This window comes from Flavonifractor sp. An82, assembly GCF_002159265.1.
Lineage (GTDB): Bacteria > Bacillota > Clostridia > Oscillospirales > Oscillospiraceae > Flavonifractor.
This window is the reverse complement of sequence record NZ_NFHG01000026.1, coordinates 1-15,122: the sequence shown is the minus strand read 5'-3', so window position 1 is coordinate 15,122 and position 15,122 is coordinate 1. Positions and strand designations below refer to the sequence as shown.

Below are 15,122 nucleotides of genomic sequence, written 5' to 3'. Positions count from 1 at the left end.
GGGCCGACATAATATGTGCATATAGCGGTCCGTTTTTTTCGCGAAATCTGGACCGCAACAGCGATGCCTCCTGAGACCATAGATGGTAAACTATGGCTGAACTCCGGCAAGGCCTCCGAGGCCAGTCTGGAGAAAGTCATATGGGCCGCAAGAAACAGGAGCGGCAGAAGGGAGCATCATTATGAGTCAGGCAAACTACACGGGTCAGGGAAGTCAGTGCGAGCAGTTGGACATCCGGTATACTCGCCGCACATATGAACAAGTGCCGCCAGCAGGTTCACAGGCGCCAGTACCCGGATTTCAGCAGCCGTTCCCTCCATCCCAGATTCCTGCACAGGGTTTTCCGCAGCCGATGCCCAACGCTCAACCGCCGGTAGTGGTGCAGTCGTGGGGGGTAGCCCCAGAAGTTGCGATACAGATGCAGGAAACGATTGATGAGTATCGGCAACGTTTGCGGGAAGTAGAAAAAAGGAGCGCTTTGAAGGAGGAGGCCCTCAAGAGGCTGTACAGCCCGGATAAGAAGGGCTACCTGGTCATGCTTCCAAGCGGGAAGCCACAGCGGATCACAGATTTCGTCTTCCTGGAGGCCAGACTCCTGCAGTTTGCTGAACCGTATCAGGTGACGCCTCACATCGAGCTGACCTTCAGCTGTGTGACCGAGCCGCTCTTGATCAGCGAGGATGTGTACTTCAACGACAAGAAGCTCATACACAGCCTTCAGCAGCACACCAACTCGAAGATTCTGCTGTATAGCTCCTTGAGGCATACAATGGCATTGATCCGCAGCGAAGCGGATTCCATGCTGATACCGGTATATATCCCCTACCTTGCTGGATGGGAAAAAATGGAAAACCTGTGGGACTTTCGGATTTTCTCTGGTTTTCGAGCCAGCGGGGGTTGTTCGGTTCCAATCCAGGAGCCTGAGCGGCCAAAGACCCCTCCCTTTACCGCGGCACAGACCGCCGCCGAGAACCAGATGAAAGCGTTCTCAGCGATCATGAACCCGGCAATGCGTAGCCTTTTGTTTCTGTGGCTCCATAGCGGCTTCTTGGCTACACTATTAAACGAATGGCAGTACCATATTCCCAGAGCTCTGTATCTCAGTGTGCCGGGAGGGACTGAGGAGTGTTATCTCACAGAACTTCTGAGTCTTAACAATGAGGCAGTTATCCCCCTCTCTGCTGACCCAGCCGAATTCTGCAGACAGCTGGCAGGGTGTAAGGATCACCTGTTGCTGGTGCGTGAAACAGACGTTGGGAAGTCGTGCCTAAAGAACTTGGAGCAGTTGAGCGATGCACAAAACACCAGGTGCGTGCATCTGCCCGGCGATAGTACGGTTCCATTTCACGCACTTTCGGTCGTCCTGGGCCGGGAGGACTCGCCACTGGGTGAATGGACAGAGATGATTCCGATCCACATGGAGAGGGAGGCCTTTGACTTAACCCTCTGCGAACAGCTCTGCTCGGATGGATTCAAAGCAGAGTACTGGTCGGCGCTGGCGGCGTATACGGTGCAGCACATTTCCGACCTTCAGAGATGCCTTCAGCAGGGAGGTATTTCAGCCCGCCGGGTCGCAGATGACCTAGAACTGTCAACGGACTGTGGAAGTGTGCTTGGGGTTCTGCGGGGAGTGGCCTCCTTCCTGACGGAATTCTATGAATATCTTTCGCTTTCCTTGGGCGAGGTGGTCGGCGACACCTGGGAAGATGAGCTGATCCAGGCCTTAGTGACAAGTTCCTGCAGGCAGGAGCTGACAGATGGCTTAGCGGAACTCTTTGCCAAAGCGGCGCGGAAATTAATCCGTGAAAAAAAGCTCGTCCTATACCAATGGGGGCAGTCGTGGACCCAGCAACCGCCCTATGGGGCTGTCTATCGTAACGCGGAGGCCTATGCATTCGACAGAGCGGCGTTTCAGGCAATTTGTCTGGAGGCTGACTGTGATCCGGTGGCGGTAAAGCGCGAGCTGGCACGCCGAGGGCTGCTGAAGGGAAAGCGTACCAACGCCGCGTCATACACAACCAGGTTGTCGGCCCGGAATGCCTATGGTCAGCGCCGCTATCTGCAGGTGTACTCTGTTGACCGCGAACTGATCGGTGTGCCGGGCGAGCCTTCCCCTGAACTGTCATAGAAGGGAGGGATTATCATGGATTTTACCTTGTTTGTAGGGTACTCCCGCGAGGGGGCCCCGCTTAAGTGGGATGATGCAAGCAATTCCCATGTCTATCTGTCCGGTCAAAGCGGCAGGGGGAAAAGCTACCTTCTCCGAGGGCTTATCGCACAGCTTCCTAGTCAGGGTGTACGCTGTATTGTCTTCGACTGCTCTGGAGACTATCGGCAGAGCAGTACGCTTGACACTGCTCATTGGGAGGCCGTCAATGTACGGGAGTTCGCTGCACAGCTTAATCCTTTTCGTCGTCTTCCACTGAGCGCACAGTATACGGAGGAGATTGAAGATGTTGCCGCCAGGCTATCGGGGATCATCATGGACGCATACCGCATCAAGGGGAATGCTCAGCCGGTGTATCTGCGGGACGCGGCAGCAGAATATCTTCGTACTGCCGGGACAGCCCCCAGCTTTTCCAACCTTGCGGAGTGGATCTGCATGGAGCAGGGGCGAGCACGGAAAATGGAAGCCACCACAGCCCGCCTCCGTGACCTGGGCCGGTTCTTTCCTGGCAGTGGACATGGTGTGGATTGGAAGTTGCGGGAACCCGGTATCAAAGTGTTGCAATTTGACACAATTTTGGATCGGGCGGTTCAGACGGTCATCACGGAGGTGCTCTTGGCAGATCTGTGGGGAGAGAAGCTGTCCTCCGGAAATGATACTTGCCCGGTGGTCGTCGTGGTAGACGAGTGCCAACGATTTCGGTTCCGCGAGGAGAGCATCCTCACACGGATTCTGCGGGAGGGCCGCAAGTACCACCTTAGTGGTTGGTTTGCTTCGCAGTGGATCGACGATGAAGATGCGCTGAAGGCACTGGATCAGGCTGCGCTGAGGGTCTACTTCTATCCAGACGACCGGAACGTCTGTAAGTTGGCAAAGACACTGAGTTCAACATCACAACAGCGGAAGGCCTTTATGCAATTGATCTCACGGTTGGAGGTAGGGTACTTTCTCTATCAGGATGGACAGGGCAAATGCTTGATAGGGGGTGCGCCGTCAGCCAGCGGCGCTCCCACAGAAAGCGCGGAAGACCTGAAGATCTGCTAAAGTTTTGCTAAATCCTGAGATCGGGGCCCTAAATGGGTCCCGATCCAAGGGATATTTTTAAATTACAGGATCAATTTAGCAAAAAATAATACATATGGGCCAGGGAGGAGATATAGGGATGAATAGTCACGAAACTGTAGGGGAGCCTACTGGCAAATCACAAGCATTGGAGAAACTGCTTATGGGAACTATTAGAAAACAAGTATTTGAAATGTCATGTCAGCCACCATCTGATAAACAAAAAATTCCAAATGATTATAAAAAATGGTTAATCAACTTTATAGAAAGCCCCAGCAACATATGTTTCGATTCTCTTAAAAAAGAGACTATAAAATGTGGTCTGTGCCAAAATGCAATTAAAGAAGAGGCCATAAAATGCCGTGACTATAACCTCAAGCACTATCTTCTACAGAAGTCTTCAATTCCTGCAAATCAAAAAGCACAAGCCAAGAAAAGGGGGAATTTAGTTAATATTTTCCATTATAACACATCGGAAATACAAGAATTGATAGAGAAGACCACCAACCAGCTGATAAGTTTAGACCAGGGCAAAGAACTAGATGATGTTTTGTGTCAAACAAAAGCTGGTGAAGTAATCCAGCAGTTTTCTGAAATATTAGAAAATTCCGAAAAGAGAGAGTTTTCTTATTTAATGGAACCAGCTCACTATTTTGTAATATACGATCTTCCTCAACTAAAGTATTTATCATGCCGCCGAAAGCGTCTTCATAAAGGGATAGATAATCCTGTTAAGGATATATCTGAAATTGATTTGCCAAAATGGTGCGCATCAATCTTCAATATGTGCAATTCCAAGCGAAAACAATTACAAGAAGGCGCACCCTTCCAAATTGAATATACTACGGAAAAAATAGGTAAGCAAAGGGGAAGGGAAGTATTTCGTACCCTCCCAATTTGTCAAGATGGGCGTTTAGAAGCATACGGCCGGTTTATAGCCAAGCGGGGCCGGGCTGAAATGGTTCATTCATTTATATATCAAAATCGTGCAACAGCTGAAGGACAGCTTAGTAAACATAGTGAAGACCCCTTTTGTGATGAAGATGCTTGGTATTATGAAATGTGCTCTGGTGTATCTTTGGTAGCGGAATTGGCATCATGTATAAAGACGATTGAAGAAGAAAACGAACATCGCGCTGGAGTATCGACATCAAATTTAGATGGTTCGGAACGTTGGAAAAATTGTTTTGAGCCATGTATACTCGAAGCTCTTAAAAGATTTAGGCATTTTATTATTCGTTGCCCAGCGGTATACTGGAGAATTGTATGCCTTAGGAAAGTAATATGTGACCTCAATAAATTTTGTATCGGATTAGAGGATATTCAAACAATTTCACGTCAATTGCCAAGCATATATGATATTGTAATCCCCCATAGTCTAAGGCCAGCGTCTAAAGAGCAGTGGATTGAGAGGGGAGTCGATATATTTGGAGCGCTAATTTCGAGTGAGTACAATAAAATTCAAGTTAACCAGCTTGATTATCCTAATATTTCCAGCGCGGGGACGATGTGCGGAATTGAAATGCCCTTATGGGAACCATATAGTTCCTATTGCTATTCTATAGACCCTATTGGCCATATTCTGGGAGAAACCATAAGGAATCCTTCTTTGATATTTCCGGATAATTCCTGGGGTAACGTATTTTGGCCAGCTGCATACATGGATTTACGCATAGGCGATTACGGTCTCCATGTAATAGCGTCTCATGCAGAAGTTAAGCCCTTCTCTGTATCTGGAGTTAATTGTTCCGACGCGCCCTATCTCAGATTTTGTTTAACTCACCAAGATCCGGGAATTAAAGACCTTATAGAAGAGGCCAGGGTCTTGTCTAAAGCAAAAATAAATGTGAAACTAAGGGAGAAGGCGGGCATTTTTAAGATTTTTAATGATGTTCACCGTTCGCTATATTGTGACGATAAAGGTTTTTTCGATATGCCAATATGAGCCAGGCTTAACTGGTCCGCATCTCAACAGGATGCGGACCAGTTTTTTCCCTCAAAACGGACCGCTAAATCGAAGACCAGTTGTATCCCTCTCTGCTATACTGATCGCGTCTGGACGGGCTGATCAGTTTGAACAGCAGCAACAAGCTCAGGGATAACGCTGAACGCGGCCGGCAGCGGGCGGTCATTCCCTGTCTATCTCGTACCTTGACATGAAACGACAGGAGGCCAATATGAAAGAGTCCTACTATGTAACCGCTGGGGGAAACGGCGGTATTATCACCGGCGACTATGCGAACGCCCTTCTGTGTGGGCATTATATGTGCGGCGAGGTCCTCATCCTGGAGTTCGGGGACTTTGAATCCGCCGAGGAGTACCTTCTAGAGCATCTCGCCGAGGCCGCCCCGCCTGGGTGCCTGCTGCCGGAACACTGCCGGCTGAACGAAATGGTTTCCACCCCTAGGCGCATCATTAACTCATGATCTCACTTGTATGGGCCTGCCGGGGCTGCATACCGGCCCCAGAAGGCCCATACCCTAGAGTATCCTGACACAGAAAGGAGGCGGCGGCTATGGCACCGCAGGCCGCTCAGAACAACAGAAACGATGCTTGGCGGATCTCCCGCTGCTTTGAGGGGGACAAGAGCCCGGAGGAGCTGCTCCGGGCCCTGATCCAGGCCCACAGCAAGTAAGCCCCGGTACATACCGACATTGTGACAGGAAGGAGGTGGGGCGGTCATGGAAATCTGGAGGACGGCGGCGTATCTGCGCCTGTCCCGGGAGGACGGCGACAAGGTGGAGAGCGACAGCATTGCCAACCAGCACAAGCAGCTGGAGCAGTATCTGGCGGAGCATCCGGAGCTGGAACTGGCGGACTACTATGCGGACGACGGCTATACCGGCACCAACTTTGACCGCCCCGCCTTCCGCCGCATGGAGGCGGACATCAGCCAGGGGAAGGTCAACTGTGTGCTGGTGAAGGATCTGTCCCGCTTTGGCCGGGACTATATCGAAGTGGGGCGCTATTTGGAGAAAGTCTTCCCCGCCCTGGGGGTACGCTTCATCGCCATCAACGACCACGTGGACAGCGAACGGGGGCGCTATGATATGCTCCTGCCCATGAAGAACCTGTTCAACACCCAGTACGCCCGGGACATCTCGGACAAGGTGCGCTCCGCCATCCATACCAAGCAGCAGCGGGGCGAGTTTGTGGGGGCCTTCGCCAGCTATGGGTATCGGAAGGACCTGGACAACCACAATCATCTGCTGATCGACCCTCCGGCGGCCCAGGTGGTACAGCGGATCTTCGATCTCTTCGAGCAGGGAGAGGGAAAAGTCAGAATTGCCAAGCTGCTCAATGCAGAGGGGGTTCCCAGCCCCAGCGAGTACAAGCGGCTCTCCGGTGAACGCTACCACAACGGCCGGCGGCTGGGGCAGACCACCTACTGGACCTACGCCACGGTCCACCGTATCCTGCAAAACCAGATGTATGTGGGGGATATGGAACAGGGCCGCGCCTTACGCCCCACCATGCACGGCAAAGCAAAACAGAAGGCGCGGGCAGACTGGACGGTGGTTCCCCACACCCACGAGGCCATCATTGACCGCGCCCAGTGGGAGCGGGTGCAGGAACTTCTTGGCAAGCGGACCCGCCAGTTGAATTTTGAACAGAACCAGAGCCCCTTCGCCGGTTTCCTCCGCTGCGGAGACTGTGGGCGGGCCATGGTCAAGACCCGGAGCGCCGGCGGCATCTATTACAACTGCGGCTCCTACAAGCGCTATGGCCCCACCGTGTGCAGCAAGCACAGTATCTCCCACAAGGTGTTGGAGGAAATCGTGTTGGCGGATCTCAACCGCATCATCGCCGCTGTCCAGGACTGGAAGAAGCTGGCCGACGAGCGGGCGGAGTGCCCCCGGCGGAATTTTCAGGCGGAGCAAAGCCGGCTGGAGATCAGTCTGGAGCGGATACGGGAACGCAAAAAGCGCTCCTATGAGGACTACCAGGACGGCCTGCTGGGCCGGGAGGACTATCTCCGTTACCGGGAGGACTATGAGCGACAGGAAAAGGCCCTTCATGTCCAGATGGAGCAGCTCTCCCAGGCTGTGGAGTCCGACCCGCTGCACCACCCCTGGGTGGAGGCGCTGCTCCGCTATGGGAAGCTGACCGAACTGGATCGCGTCACTGTGGCAGAGACGATCAAACAGATCCGAATCTTCGAGGATGGACACGTTGAGATTACATACACCTTCTCTAACGAGCTGGGGCTTCTGGAGGCGGAGGGAGGGATTACGGTCTGAGCCGTAATCCCTCCCGACTTATTTTGAAAATTCAATTTCTTTTTTGCAAAATTCGGTTGCATTTGCAAAGAGGATTTGCTAAACCGCTTGTAAATCAAAATAGGAAGGACATCCCATGCCGGCATTAGAACTGCTGAAGTTTGTCAAAACGGTTTGCAGACAGAAGGCGAAAGGACAGAGCGTGGAGGTAAAAAGCGCACATGTGGACGGCCCCAGACAGCTCTACGACACCCTGTCCAGTTTCTCCAGCCAGGACAGCGGCGATATCAAAAGGCCTTTCAACCGGAGTACGCCGTCAAGCTGTCCACAAAAAATTTGACATGGAAAACAGACACGGTGCCCTTGTACGTATGCTTCTGCATCTGATGCCAGCTCTGAGCATAACACACAGAGACGGCACAGACAGTAAGGAACCTCCCCGACTCAATTGAGCCGGGGAGGTATAGCTTGGAATGAATGTTCACGCAGCCCGGCGGGACTCCATGGTCTTACGCCAGGTCCCCGGCGGCCTTGATCTTCACCCGGCAGGTATTGCCGGGGTAGTACTGCAGGGGTACGTCCTCCACGTCGATGATCTCCACGGTCTCCCGGACGGCGCCGGCCTGCACCGCCAGCTCCACGGCCTCGGCCTTGAGCTGCTCCAGGGCCTGCTCCCGGGGGAACTCATTGTAATCCACCAGCTTCTCGCAGGTGCCGGACACCTTGGAGATGGCCGAGCCGATGGCGTTGGCCACGCCGCCCTCGGCGGGCTTGGCCACGCTGCGGGCGCCGGAGAGCTTCTCCGGCAGGATGATGGAGCCGCCGCCCACCAGGATCACATCCACGTCGCCGGCGGACACCTTCATGGCGTCCAGGGCATCCTCCGCCAGGGTGGTGATGGCCGCCAGGGCCTTGCGGGCAAAGCCCTCGTCCAGGCCCATGACCTTCTCCCGGTCGCCCAGCTCCGTCATGCCCAGCCGCACGGCGATGTCGGTGGCGGTGCAGACGGCGCCGCCGAAGCACAGGGCCTCCTCGGTGATCCGGTAGCCCACCGAGTCGGGGCCCACGGTGACCGTGCCGTCGGGCTGCTGCCGCACGATGGAGCCGCCGCCCAGGCCGATGGACACCACGTCGGGCATGCGGAAGTTGGTGCGCACCCCGCCGATGGTCACCGCCACGCCGGACTCCCGGGGGAAGCCGTGCTGGATCACGCCCAGATCGGTGGTGGTGCCCCCCACGTCGATGACGATGGCATCCCGCAGGCGGCTGAGATAGCTGGCCCCCCGGATGGAGTTGGTGGGGCCGCAGGCGATGGTGAGGATGGGGTAGCGCCGGGCGTAGTCCATGGTCATGAGGGTGCCGTCGTTCTGGGAGAGGTAGACCTGGGCATTGGTGACCCCCAGGTCGGCCAGGGAGCGGGCGAAGCCCTCGGTGAAGGACTGGGCCACCTGGTAGAGCGCGGCGTTGAGGATGGTGGCGTTCTCCCGCTCAATGAGGCCCATGGAGCCGATCTCGCTGGAGACGGACACGTGGACGTCCTCCCCCATCACCTCGCGGCACAGCCTGGCGGCCGCCCGCTCATGGTCATCCCGGACGGTGGAGAACACGCAGGAGATGGCCACCGAGCGCACCCCTTTGGCCTTCAGCCCCTGGAAGAAGGCGCGGGCCGCCTCCTCATCAAAGGGGGCCAGCTCCTTGCCGTCGTACTCAAAGCCGCCGCCGATGACGGCGGTGTCCACGGCGATGGAGCGCAGATCCTCCGCCCAGTCCACCATGGGCGGGATGCCCACCGTGGCGGGGGCGCCGATGCGCAGCACGCCGATGGGGGCCAGGTGGCGGCGCTCCACAATGGCGTTGGTGCACTGGGTGGTGCCCAGCATGGCCTGGCCGATCTCCCTGCGATCCACGCCGGACTCCTCCAGCACCGCGCGGACGGCGTCCAGGATGCCGTCGTAGGCGTCGGGGGTGGTGTGGCGCTTTACGCTGGCCACAACCTTGAGGTTTTCGTCGATGAGCACCGCGTCGGTATTGGTGCCGCCCACGTCAATTCCTAATTTATACATCAGCCGCGGCCTCCCTTGCACCGCTCCTCCAGCGGGATATAGTCGGTATCCACCCCGAAGTACCGGGGCCCCACCAGGGCCAGCCCCTCCGGCGTGCGCCACAGGGGGAAGCACTCCAGGCCCACCACCAGCACCCGCTTGCCGTATTTCAGCGCGTCGGTGGGGACGGGGGTGAAGGTCTCGGTGTCCACCAGGCAGATCAGATCCGGGGTGGTGGCCAGGATCTCCCCGTCCACCGTGGCGGTGAGGTTTTCGTTCTGGAACTCCACAAAGGCCTGGCGTCCCTTGTACTCGTAGATGCCCTCCAGCATCACCTTGCCGAAGTTGAAGCCGCCCCGCACCTCCCGCAGCACGTCGCCGATCTTGCCGCGGAACAGCTTGTGGCCGCCGGTGAAGCGGAAAAACTCCTCCTCCGGCGTGCCGTCGGCCACCTCCTTCATCCGGCGGATGGCGGCCCCCAGGTTCTGGCTGCGGGTGACGATGCCGTGGACGCCGTACCGCTTCATGAAGGCCCCCTCCATGGGGTAGAGGGACACGGACACCGAGCCGCCGCAGGCCATGGTCACCGCCCGGGCCAGCTCCTCCGTCCACTTGTTGGTGATGGTCTTGAAGATGCAGGAGTTGCCCTTCTCGTCCACCAGGGCCATGGGGGTGGCGGAGCCGCCGCCGATGGTGAAGGTGACCATCTGCAGCTCCGGGAAGGCCCGGCCCATGCCGTCCACATCCACCAGGGGCAGGCCCAGCCGGGCCGCCGCCGCAATGGGCAGCATGGAGTTGACCCCGCCTGCCTCCATGGGCATGAAGGCGTAGATGGGCTTGCCGAAGAAGCCGGACACCGTGTCGTAGAGGGTCTTGTACTCGCTGCCGCCCACCGCCTTCTCACACAGGACGGTGGGGGCGCCCATCATGGCGATGGGCACGATGAGGGCGTCGTCGGGCACCTCCTCCGGCTCCAGCAGGGTGACGGGGCCGTGTTCCTTCACCGCCCCGATGGCCACCAGCTTGCCCACATAGGGATCGCCGCCCCCGCCGGCCCCCAGCAGGGCCGCGCCCAGGGCAATGTCCTCAATCTCGGGAATTCCGATCTGTCGCAAAATGGGTTCCTCCTTCTTGTTTTCTGCCTGTCATGCCTCGGCCGGGGCCGGGGCGGGCATAAGCTTGTCCAGCACCATATAGAGCACCAGGGATACCACAATGCCGTTCACCGGCCCCACAAAGAAGGGGATGTTCAGCCAGGGGGCTGCGGCCACCAGGGCGGGGAAGCTGGCGAAGGTGCCGCCGGTGATGCAGGCCAGGACGGCTCCCGCCAGGAAGGCGATCACGCCGGGGGCGGAGAAACCCTCCCGCCGCTGGAAGCGGTCGAGCCGGCCCCGGCCCACCACCCAGTAGCCGGCGATGATCACCCCGGCCAGGGGCGGGATCAGGGCGGACATGAGGGACAAAAAGCCCTGGAAGGCGTTGAGCAGGCCGAAGGCGGCCAGCAGGGTGCCGATGCCGCCGGCGATGCCGGTGGTGATCTTGAACCTGCTCTCGTCAAAGCCCAGCAGGTTGCTCAGGGCCAGGCCGCCGGAGTAGGCGTTGGTCACGTTGGTGGTCCAGGTGGCCAGCACCAGGGCGATCAGCCCGAACAGGGGCACCCCCAGGCTGGCCAGGATGGCGGAGATGTCGTACTGTCCGGTGACGATGCTCATGAGGGCGCCGGTGAGCAGCATGAACAGCCCCGCGGGGATCACGCCCAGGATGGAGGACTTGACCACGTCCGCCCGGCTTTTGGCGAAGCGGCAGTAGTCGGCGGAGATCACGCCGCCCAGGGCGAAGGAGGCCACCACCATGGAGATGCCGAACACCATGCCGGAGGACTGCTCCGGGGCGTAGGCCATGATGGCCGAGGCGCCGTCATTGCGGACGATGCCGGCGATGAGGCCGTACAGGCACACCACCACCAGCAGGGGCACCGCCAGGTAGTTGAGCCACTTCAGGCCCTTGAAGCCGGCGCAGGCGGTGACCAGCATGATGACGCCCCACACAATGGAGGAGACCACCACCATGGCGGGGCTGGCCGCCCCCAGCCCCAGCATGTCCGCCGTCATGGTGGCGAAGGCCTGGCCGCAGGTGGCGGACTGGATGCCGAACCAGCCCACGCAGGCGATGGCCAGCAGGGTGCTGATGATATACCGGGCGCCCTTGCGGCCCAGGGCTCCCTCCGCCAGCACGGAGACGGGCAGCCCGGTGTCGCAGGCCGCCATGCCGATGAAGATCATGTAGGCGCAGATCAGCCCGTAGCCGATCAGAATGGCGGCCACAATGTGGGGCAGGGGCAGGCCCCCGCCGGACAGCACGCCGCCCACCATCAGGCAGGGCACGCAGATCATGCCCCCCGCCCACACCAGGGCGATGGACTGCCAGCTCTGCCGCTGCTCCGCTTTGATCTCAAAGCCGGATTGCTTGTTCATGTGAAAATCCCTCCTCGATCCAGCGCGTATCGCTGGTTTGAGGAATATTTTAACTCTTTACAGCAAAAAAGTAATTGGTTTCCAGGCAGAAAAACAGGGCCGTCTCATTGTCCCAAGGGACAATGAGACGGCCCTGCCCGCCCGCCTCAGCCCTCCAGCAGGCGCTCCACCGCGCAGGCGGTATAGAGCCCGAAGGCCTCCGGGAACTTGGCCACCGGGTGCCCCAGCCTGGCGCCGAGCTGCTGAAGCCGGTATTTGACGGTGTTCTTATGGACAAAAAGGGCCTGGGCGGTCTGGGTGACGCTCCGATCCGTGTCCAGCAGATAGAGCTGCAGCGTGTGCACCAGCTCCGCCCCCTCCCGCAGGGCCCGGATGGGCTCCAGGGGGGCCAGGGCCCGCTGCACCGCCGCCTCGCCGGCGGCCACCGTCTCCCGACAGGTCTGGGCGAACTCCATCTCCCGGAGGGTGTACCGGCCCCGGCCGGGCCAGATCCGGAGGGCGTCGGGCAGCGCCTTCCGAATGGCCAGATAGGCCCGGCGCACGTCGGCGGTGGTGGTGAGATCCTGACAGGTGACCAGCACGCCGTCCAGCCCGGCCTGCGCCATCTGGGCGCAGAGGGCCTCCGCCATGGTCTCCGCGCCGGCCGCCTCGGGCAGCCAGTCCATAAAGGCCACCACGTCCCCCTCATAGGCGTCCGCCACCAGGGCGCCGCAGGCGTGGGACAGCGCCTCCAGCACCAGGGGCAGCACATCCCGTGGAAAGTCCCCCTGGGCCCGGAGGCTGTGGAGCACCCACATGCTGTGGATGGAGGCCACGTCCACGTGGAAGATGTCCGCCAGGCGGCGCATCTTCAGCGGCTCGTCCCGCAGGATGGCCCGCACCAGCTCGCTCATCACCTCCCGGTCGTGGCCCCGGCCCCACAGGTTCACCGCCAGGCGTACCACCTCCGCCGACTGGCGGGCCGTCTCCGGGGAGAGGGGCGTCCCCTCCTTGAGCAGGAACAGCTCCATGCCGGAGGCCGTATCCGACAGGGAGCAGCGGTAGAGCTGAAACCGGCCGCCCTCCAGCTCCATAGGCGCTCCCCAGGGCTGGGGCAGCGCGGGGAGGGCGGGCAGCACCTGCTCCGGCCGGAACTCCAGCGTGCGGGGCCAGTTGGCCGCGCTGAGCACATGGCGGGCGCGGTCAGACAGCGCGGCGGAGGCCCGGATGCGGTCGCTGAGCAGCCGGAGCACGGTGTCCGGCGTCCGCTGGTGCTCGGGCAGGAGAGACATGCGCTGGAGGATGTCCCCCACCAGGCCGGCGGCGGAGTTCTGATCCCGGAAAATGGCCTCCATCACCTCGCAGATGACCTCGGAGTACCGCTGGTTCATCTGCTTCTCCGGCATGACGATGAGGGGGAAGTCCAGGCTGTCCGCCAGCTCGACAAGCTCCCGGTCTACTTTTGGCATAAAGATGCCCACATAGAACAGGATCAGCCCCACCTCCCCCGCCCCGGCCAGCCGGCGGATGTTGGCGCACTGGGCCTCCACATCCCGGGGTATGCTGGTGAAGCCGGTGATCACAATCTCGCTTCCGTAGAACTCGTTGTTTTCAAACAGCTCGCTCTGCAGGGCATTGGCGTCGGCGTACTCCAGCACGGAGATGGAGGACACCGGCCTGTCCAGCCCGCCCCTCCCCGCCGCCAGGCGGGCGTTGCGCAGGCTGGGCAGCTTCAATAAATCCGCCACCGTCACACTCATGTCAAACATGCCTCCCCTGTACCTCGGTTCCCTGCGGCTGGATAGAATGCCGCCAACTGCCTTTATCATAGCACGGATTTCCGCGAAATGCGACAGCTTTCCTCCGGCGGCAGAAAGGTACAGACGCCTTATGAGGCTTTATCCGGCTTTACCAGAAGCGGGCAGCGGTTCCTGGAGCCTTAGAGCCCCAAGGGCCGCTATTTTACATCACCCTGGGGCAACGAGGATACCCAGCAGCTCATCGACATTCTGGGCCAATATCAGATCAAAGCCACCTTTTTTGTGGTGGGGGACTGGGTGGACAAATACCCCGAGTCGGTGAAGGCCCTTCACGACGCGGGCCATGAGATCATGAATCACTCCAACACCCATGCCCACTTCAACAGCCTGTCCACCGAGGAGATCGTGGCCGATGTGGAGGCCTGCAACGACAAGATCGAGGCCATTACCGGGGTGCGCCCCACCCTTATCCGCTGCCCTTACGGGGAGTATGATAACCATGTGATCTCCGCCATTCGCTCCATCGGTATGGAGCCCATCCAGTGGGATGTGGATGGTTCCCAAACCGCTTCAAGCTGCTGTGCCCCAAGGAATAGCAGCTGTTTTTGAGCCCTATTAAGTATCCCCCTGATAACACGAATATGGATGAAAATGGAGTTTACCCGCCTCTGCATGCGGTTTATGCAATGTCCCGCCAAACGAGTGAATTCACCAAACAGGTCACCAAAAGCCATTATAAATCGAAACACTCCTGACATGATTATAGAGCTACACAAAACAGCTCAAATCATCATGTTGGGAGTGTTTTTGTATGAAGATCAATTATGACGTTCGAGAAGCCATGGACGCACTTCAGTTAAAGACCTTACGCAAGTACCAGATCCAACCTATCAACAGCATTTTGGACAGACGGAATACTTTGGTTATTGCACCTACCGGTTCAGGCAAATCCGCCATCTTCCAGGTACCTGCCCTGGTCATGCACCAGAAGCACTATACCTGGACCCTGGTTATCGAGCCCACTCTGTCCCTGATGGAGGATCAGGTGCAGGCGCTTAACGCAAAAGGGATCCGCGCCGATCAGATCTCAGGCAACCATCCCATGGACTTCGGTCGTATCACGGTGACCACGGACGGCCCTGTATGTGCGCTGGACCTCAGTGCTCCATTCCTCTACATTACTCCGGAACGCTTACAGTCCGAAGCGTTTCAAAAAGCCATCAAGAACAATCCGCCCAGCTTGGTGGTGGTGGATGAAGCCCACTGTGTGCTGGACTGGGGCTATACCCTCCGCTCCAGTTACCTGAAGATCGGCAAATGGATCTCCACCCTGAAAAAGCGCCCAGTGGTTGCCGCCTTTACGGCTACAGCACCGGAAGCCTACCGCTCAAAAATATGCTCCCTTCTGGGCATGGATG

General features: G+C 58.3%; 11 protein-coding genes and 1 pseudogene. 8 read left to right on the top strand and 4 right to left on the bottom strand.

Annotated features, from left to right (window positions below; genetic code table 11):
• Window positions 1-181: 181 nt before the first annotated feature.
• From B5G34_RS16555 to B5G34_RS16535, 6 genes are all read left to right on the top strand, one after another.
• Window positions 182-2,128: a hypothetical protein gene (locus B5G34_RS16555; protein WP_087340167.1), complete on the top strand. Its 1,947-nt coding sequence runs from the start codon at window positions 182-184 to the stop codon at window positions 2,126-2,128.
• Window positions 2,129-2,143: 15 nt separating this feature from the next.
• Window positions 2,144-3,211: a DUF87 domain-containing protein gene (locus B5G34_RS16550; RefSeq protein ID WP_087340165.1), complete on the top strand. Its 1,068-nt coding sequence runs from the start codon at window positions 2,144-2,146 to the stop codon at window positions 3,209-3,211.
• Between the two features lie 118 nt (window positions 3,212-3,329).
• On the top strand, window positions 3,330-5,174 hold the full coding sequence (locus B5G34_RS18560; protein WP_140397284.1) for a hypothetical protein: 1,845 nt from the start codon (window positions 3,330-3,332) through the stop codon (window positions 5,172-5,174).
• Window positions 5,175-5,406: 232 nt separating this feature from the next.
• Window positions 5,407-5,655 carry a hypothetical protein gene (locus B5G34_RS16545; protein ID WP_087340163.1) on the top strand — a complete coding sequence of 83 codons (249 nt, stop codon included), beginning with the start codon at window positions 5,407-5,409 and terminating at the stop codon, window positions 5,653-5,655.
• 255 nt (window positions 5,656-5,910) lie between these two features.
• Window positions 5,911-7,470 (top strand): recombinase family protein, encoded by a 1,560-nt coding sequence (locus B5G34_RS16540; protein ID WP_087340161.1) that lies wholly within the window; start codon window positions 5,911-5,913, stop codon window positions 7,468-7,470.
• Window positions 7,471-7,585: 115 nt separating this feature from the next.
• Complete coding sequence (locus B5G34_RS16535; RefSeq protein WP_087340159.1) at window positions 7,586-7,789, top strand: hypothetical protein; 204 nt, start codon at window positions 7,586-7,588, stop codon at window positions 7,787-7,789.
• Between the two features lie 169 nt (window positions 7,790-7,958).
• Here B5G34_RS16535 and B5G34_RS16530 read toward each other — a convergent pair whose 3' ends face one another.
• From B5G34_RS16530 to B5G34_RS16515, 4 genes are all read right to left on the bottom strand, one after another.
• Window positions 7,959-9,512, bottom strand: a complete 1,554-nt coding sequence (locus B5G34_RS16530; protein ID WP_087340156.1) for a hydantoinase/oxoprolinase family protein — start codon at window positions 9,510-9,512, stop codon at window positions 7,959-7,961.
• Window positions 9,512-10,606 (bottom strand): DUF917 domain-containing protein, encoded by a 1,095-nt coding sequence (locus B5G34_RS16525; RefSeq protein WP_087340153.1) that lies wholly within the window; start codon window positions 10,604-10,606, stop codon window positions 9,512-9,514. Before B5G34_RS16525 ends, B5G34_RS16530 begins: the two co-directional genes overlap by 1 nt.
• Before the next feature lie 30 nt (window positions 10,607-10,636).
• The gene (locus B5G34_RS16520) at window positions 10,637-11,965 is read right to left on the bottom strand and encodes a cytosine permease (protein WP_087241841.1); all 1,329 of its coding nucleotides are present in this window, start codon (window positions 11,963-11,965) and stop codon (window positions 10,637-10,639) included.
• 146 nt (window positions 11,966-12,111) lie between these two features.
• Entirely contained in the window at window positions 12,112-13,713 is a 1,602-nt protein-coding gene (locus B5G34_RS16515; protein ID WP_162609511.1) for a PucR family transcriptional regulator, read from the bottom strand.
• A gap of 222 nt (window positions 13,714-13,935) precedes the next feature.
• Between B5G34_RS16515 and B5G34_RS16510 the strand changes: the two are divergent.
• Together B5G34_RS16510 and B5G34_RS16505 are read left to right on the top strand one after the other, a co-directional pair.
• Window positions 13,936-14,313 (top strand): annotated as a pseudogene (locus B5G34_RS16510) (polysaccharide deacetylase family protein); the annotation flags it as partial.
• 202 nt (window positions 14,314-14,515) lie between these two features.
• Window positions 14,516-15,122, top strand: a 607-nt coding sequence (locus B5G34_RS16505) for a DEAD/DEAH box helicase (protein WP_140397283.1), incomplete at its 3' end; no start/stop codon positions are given.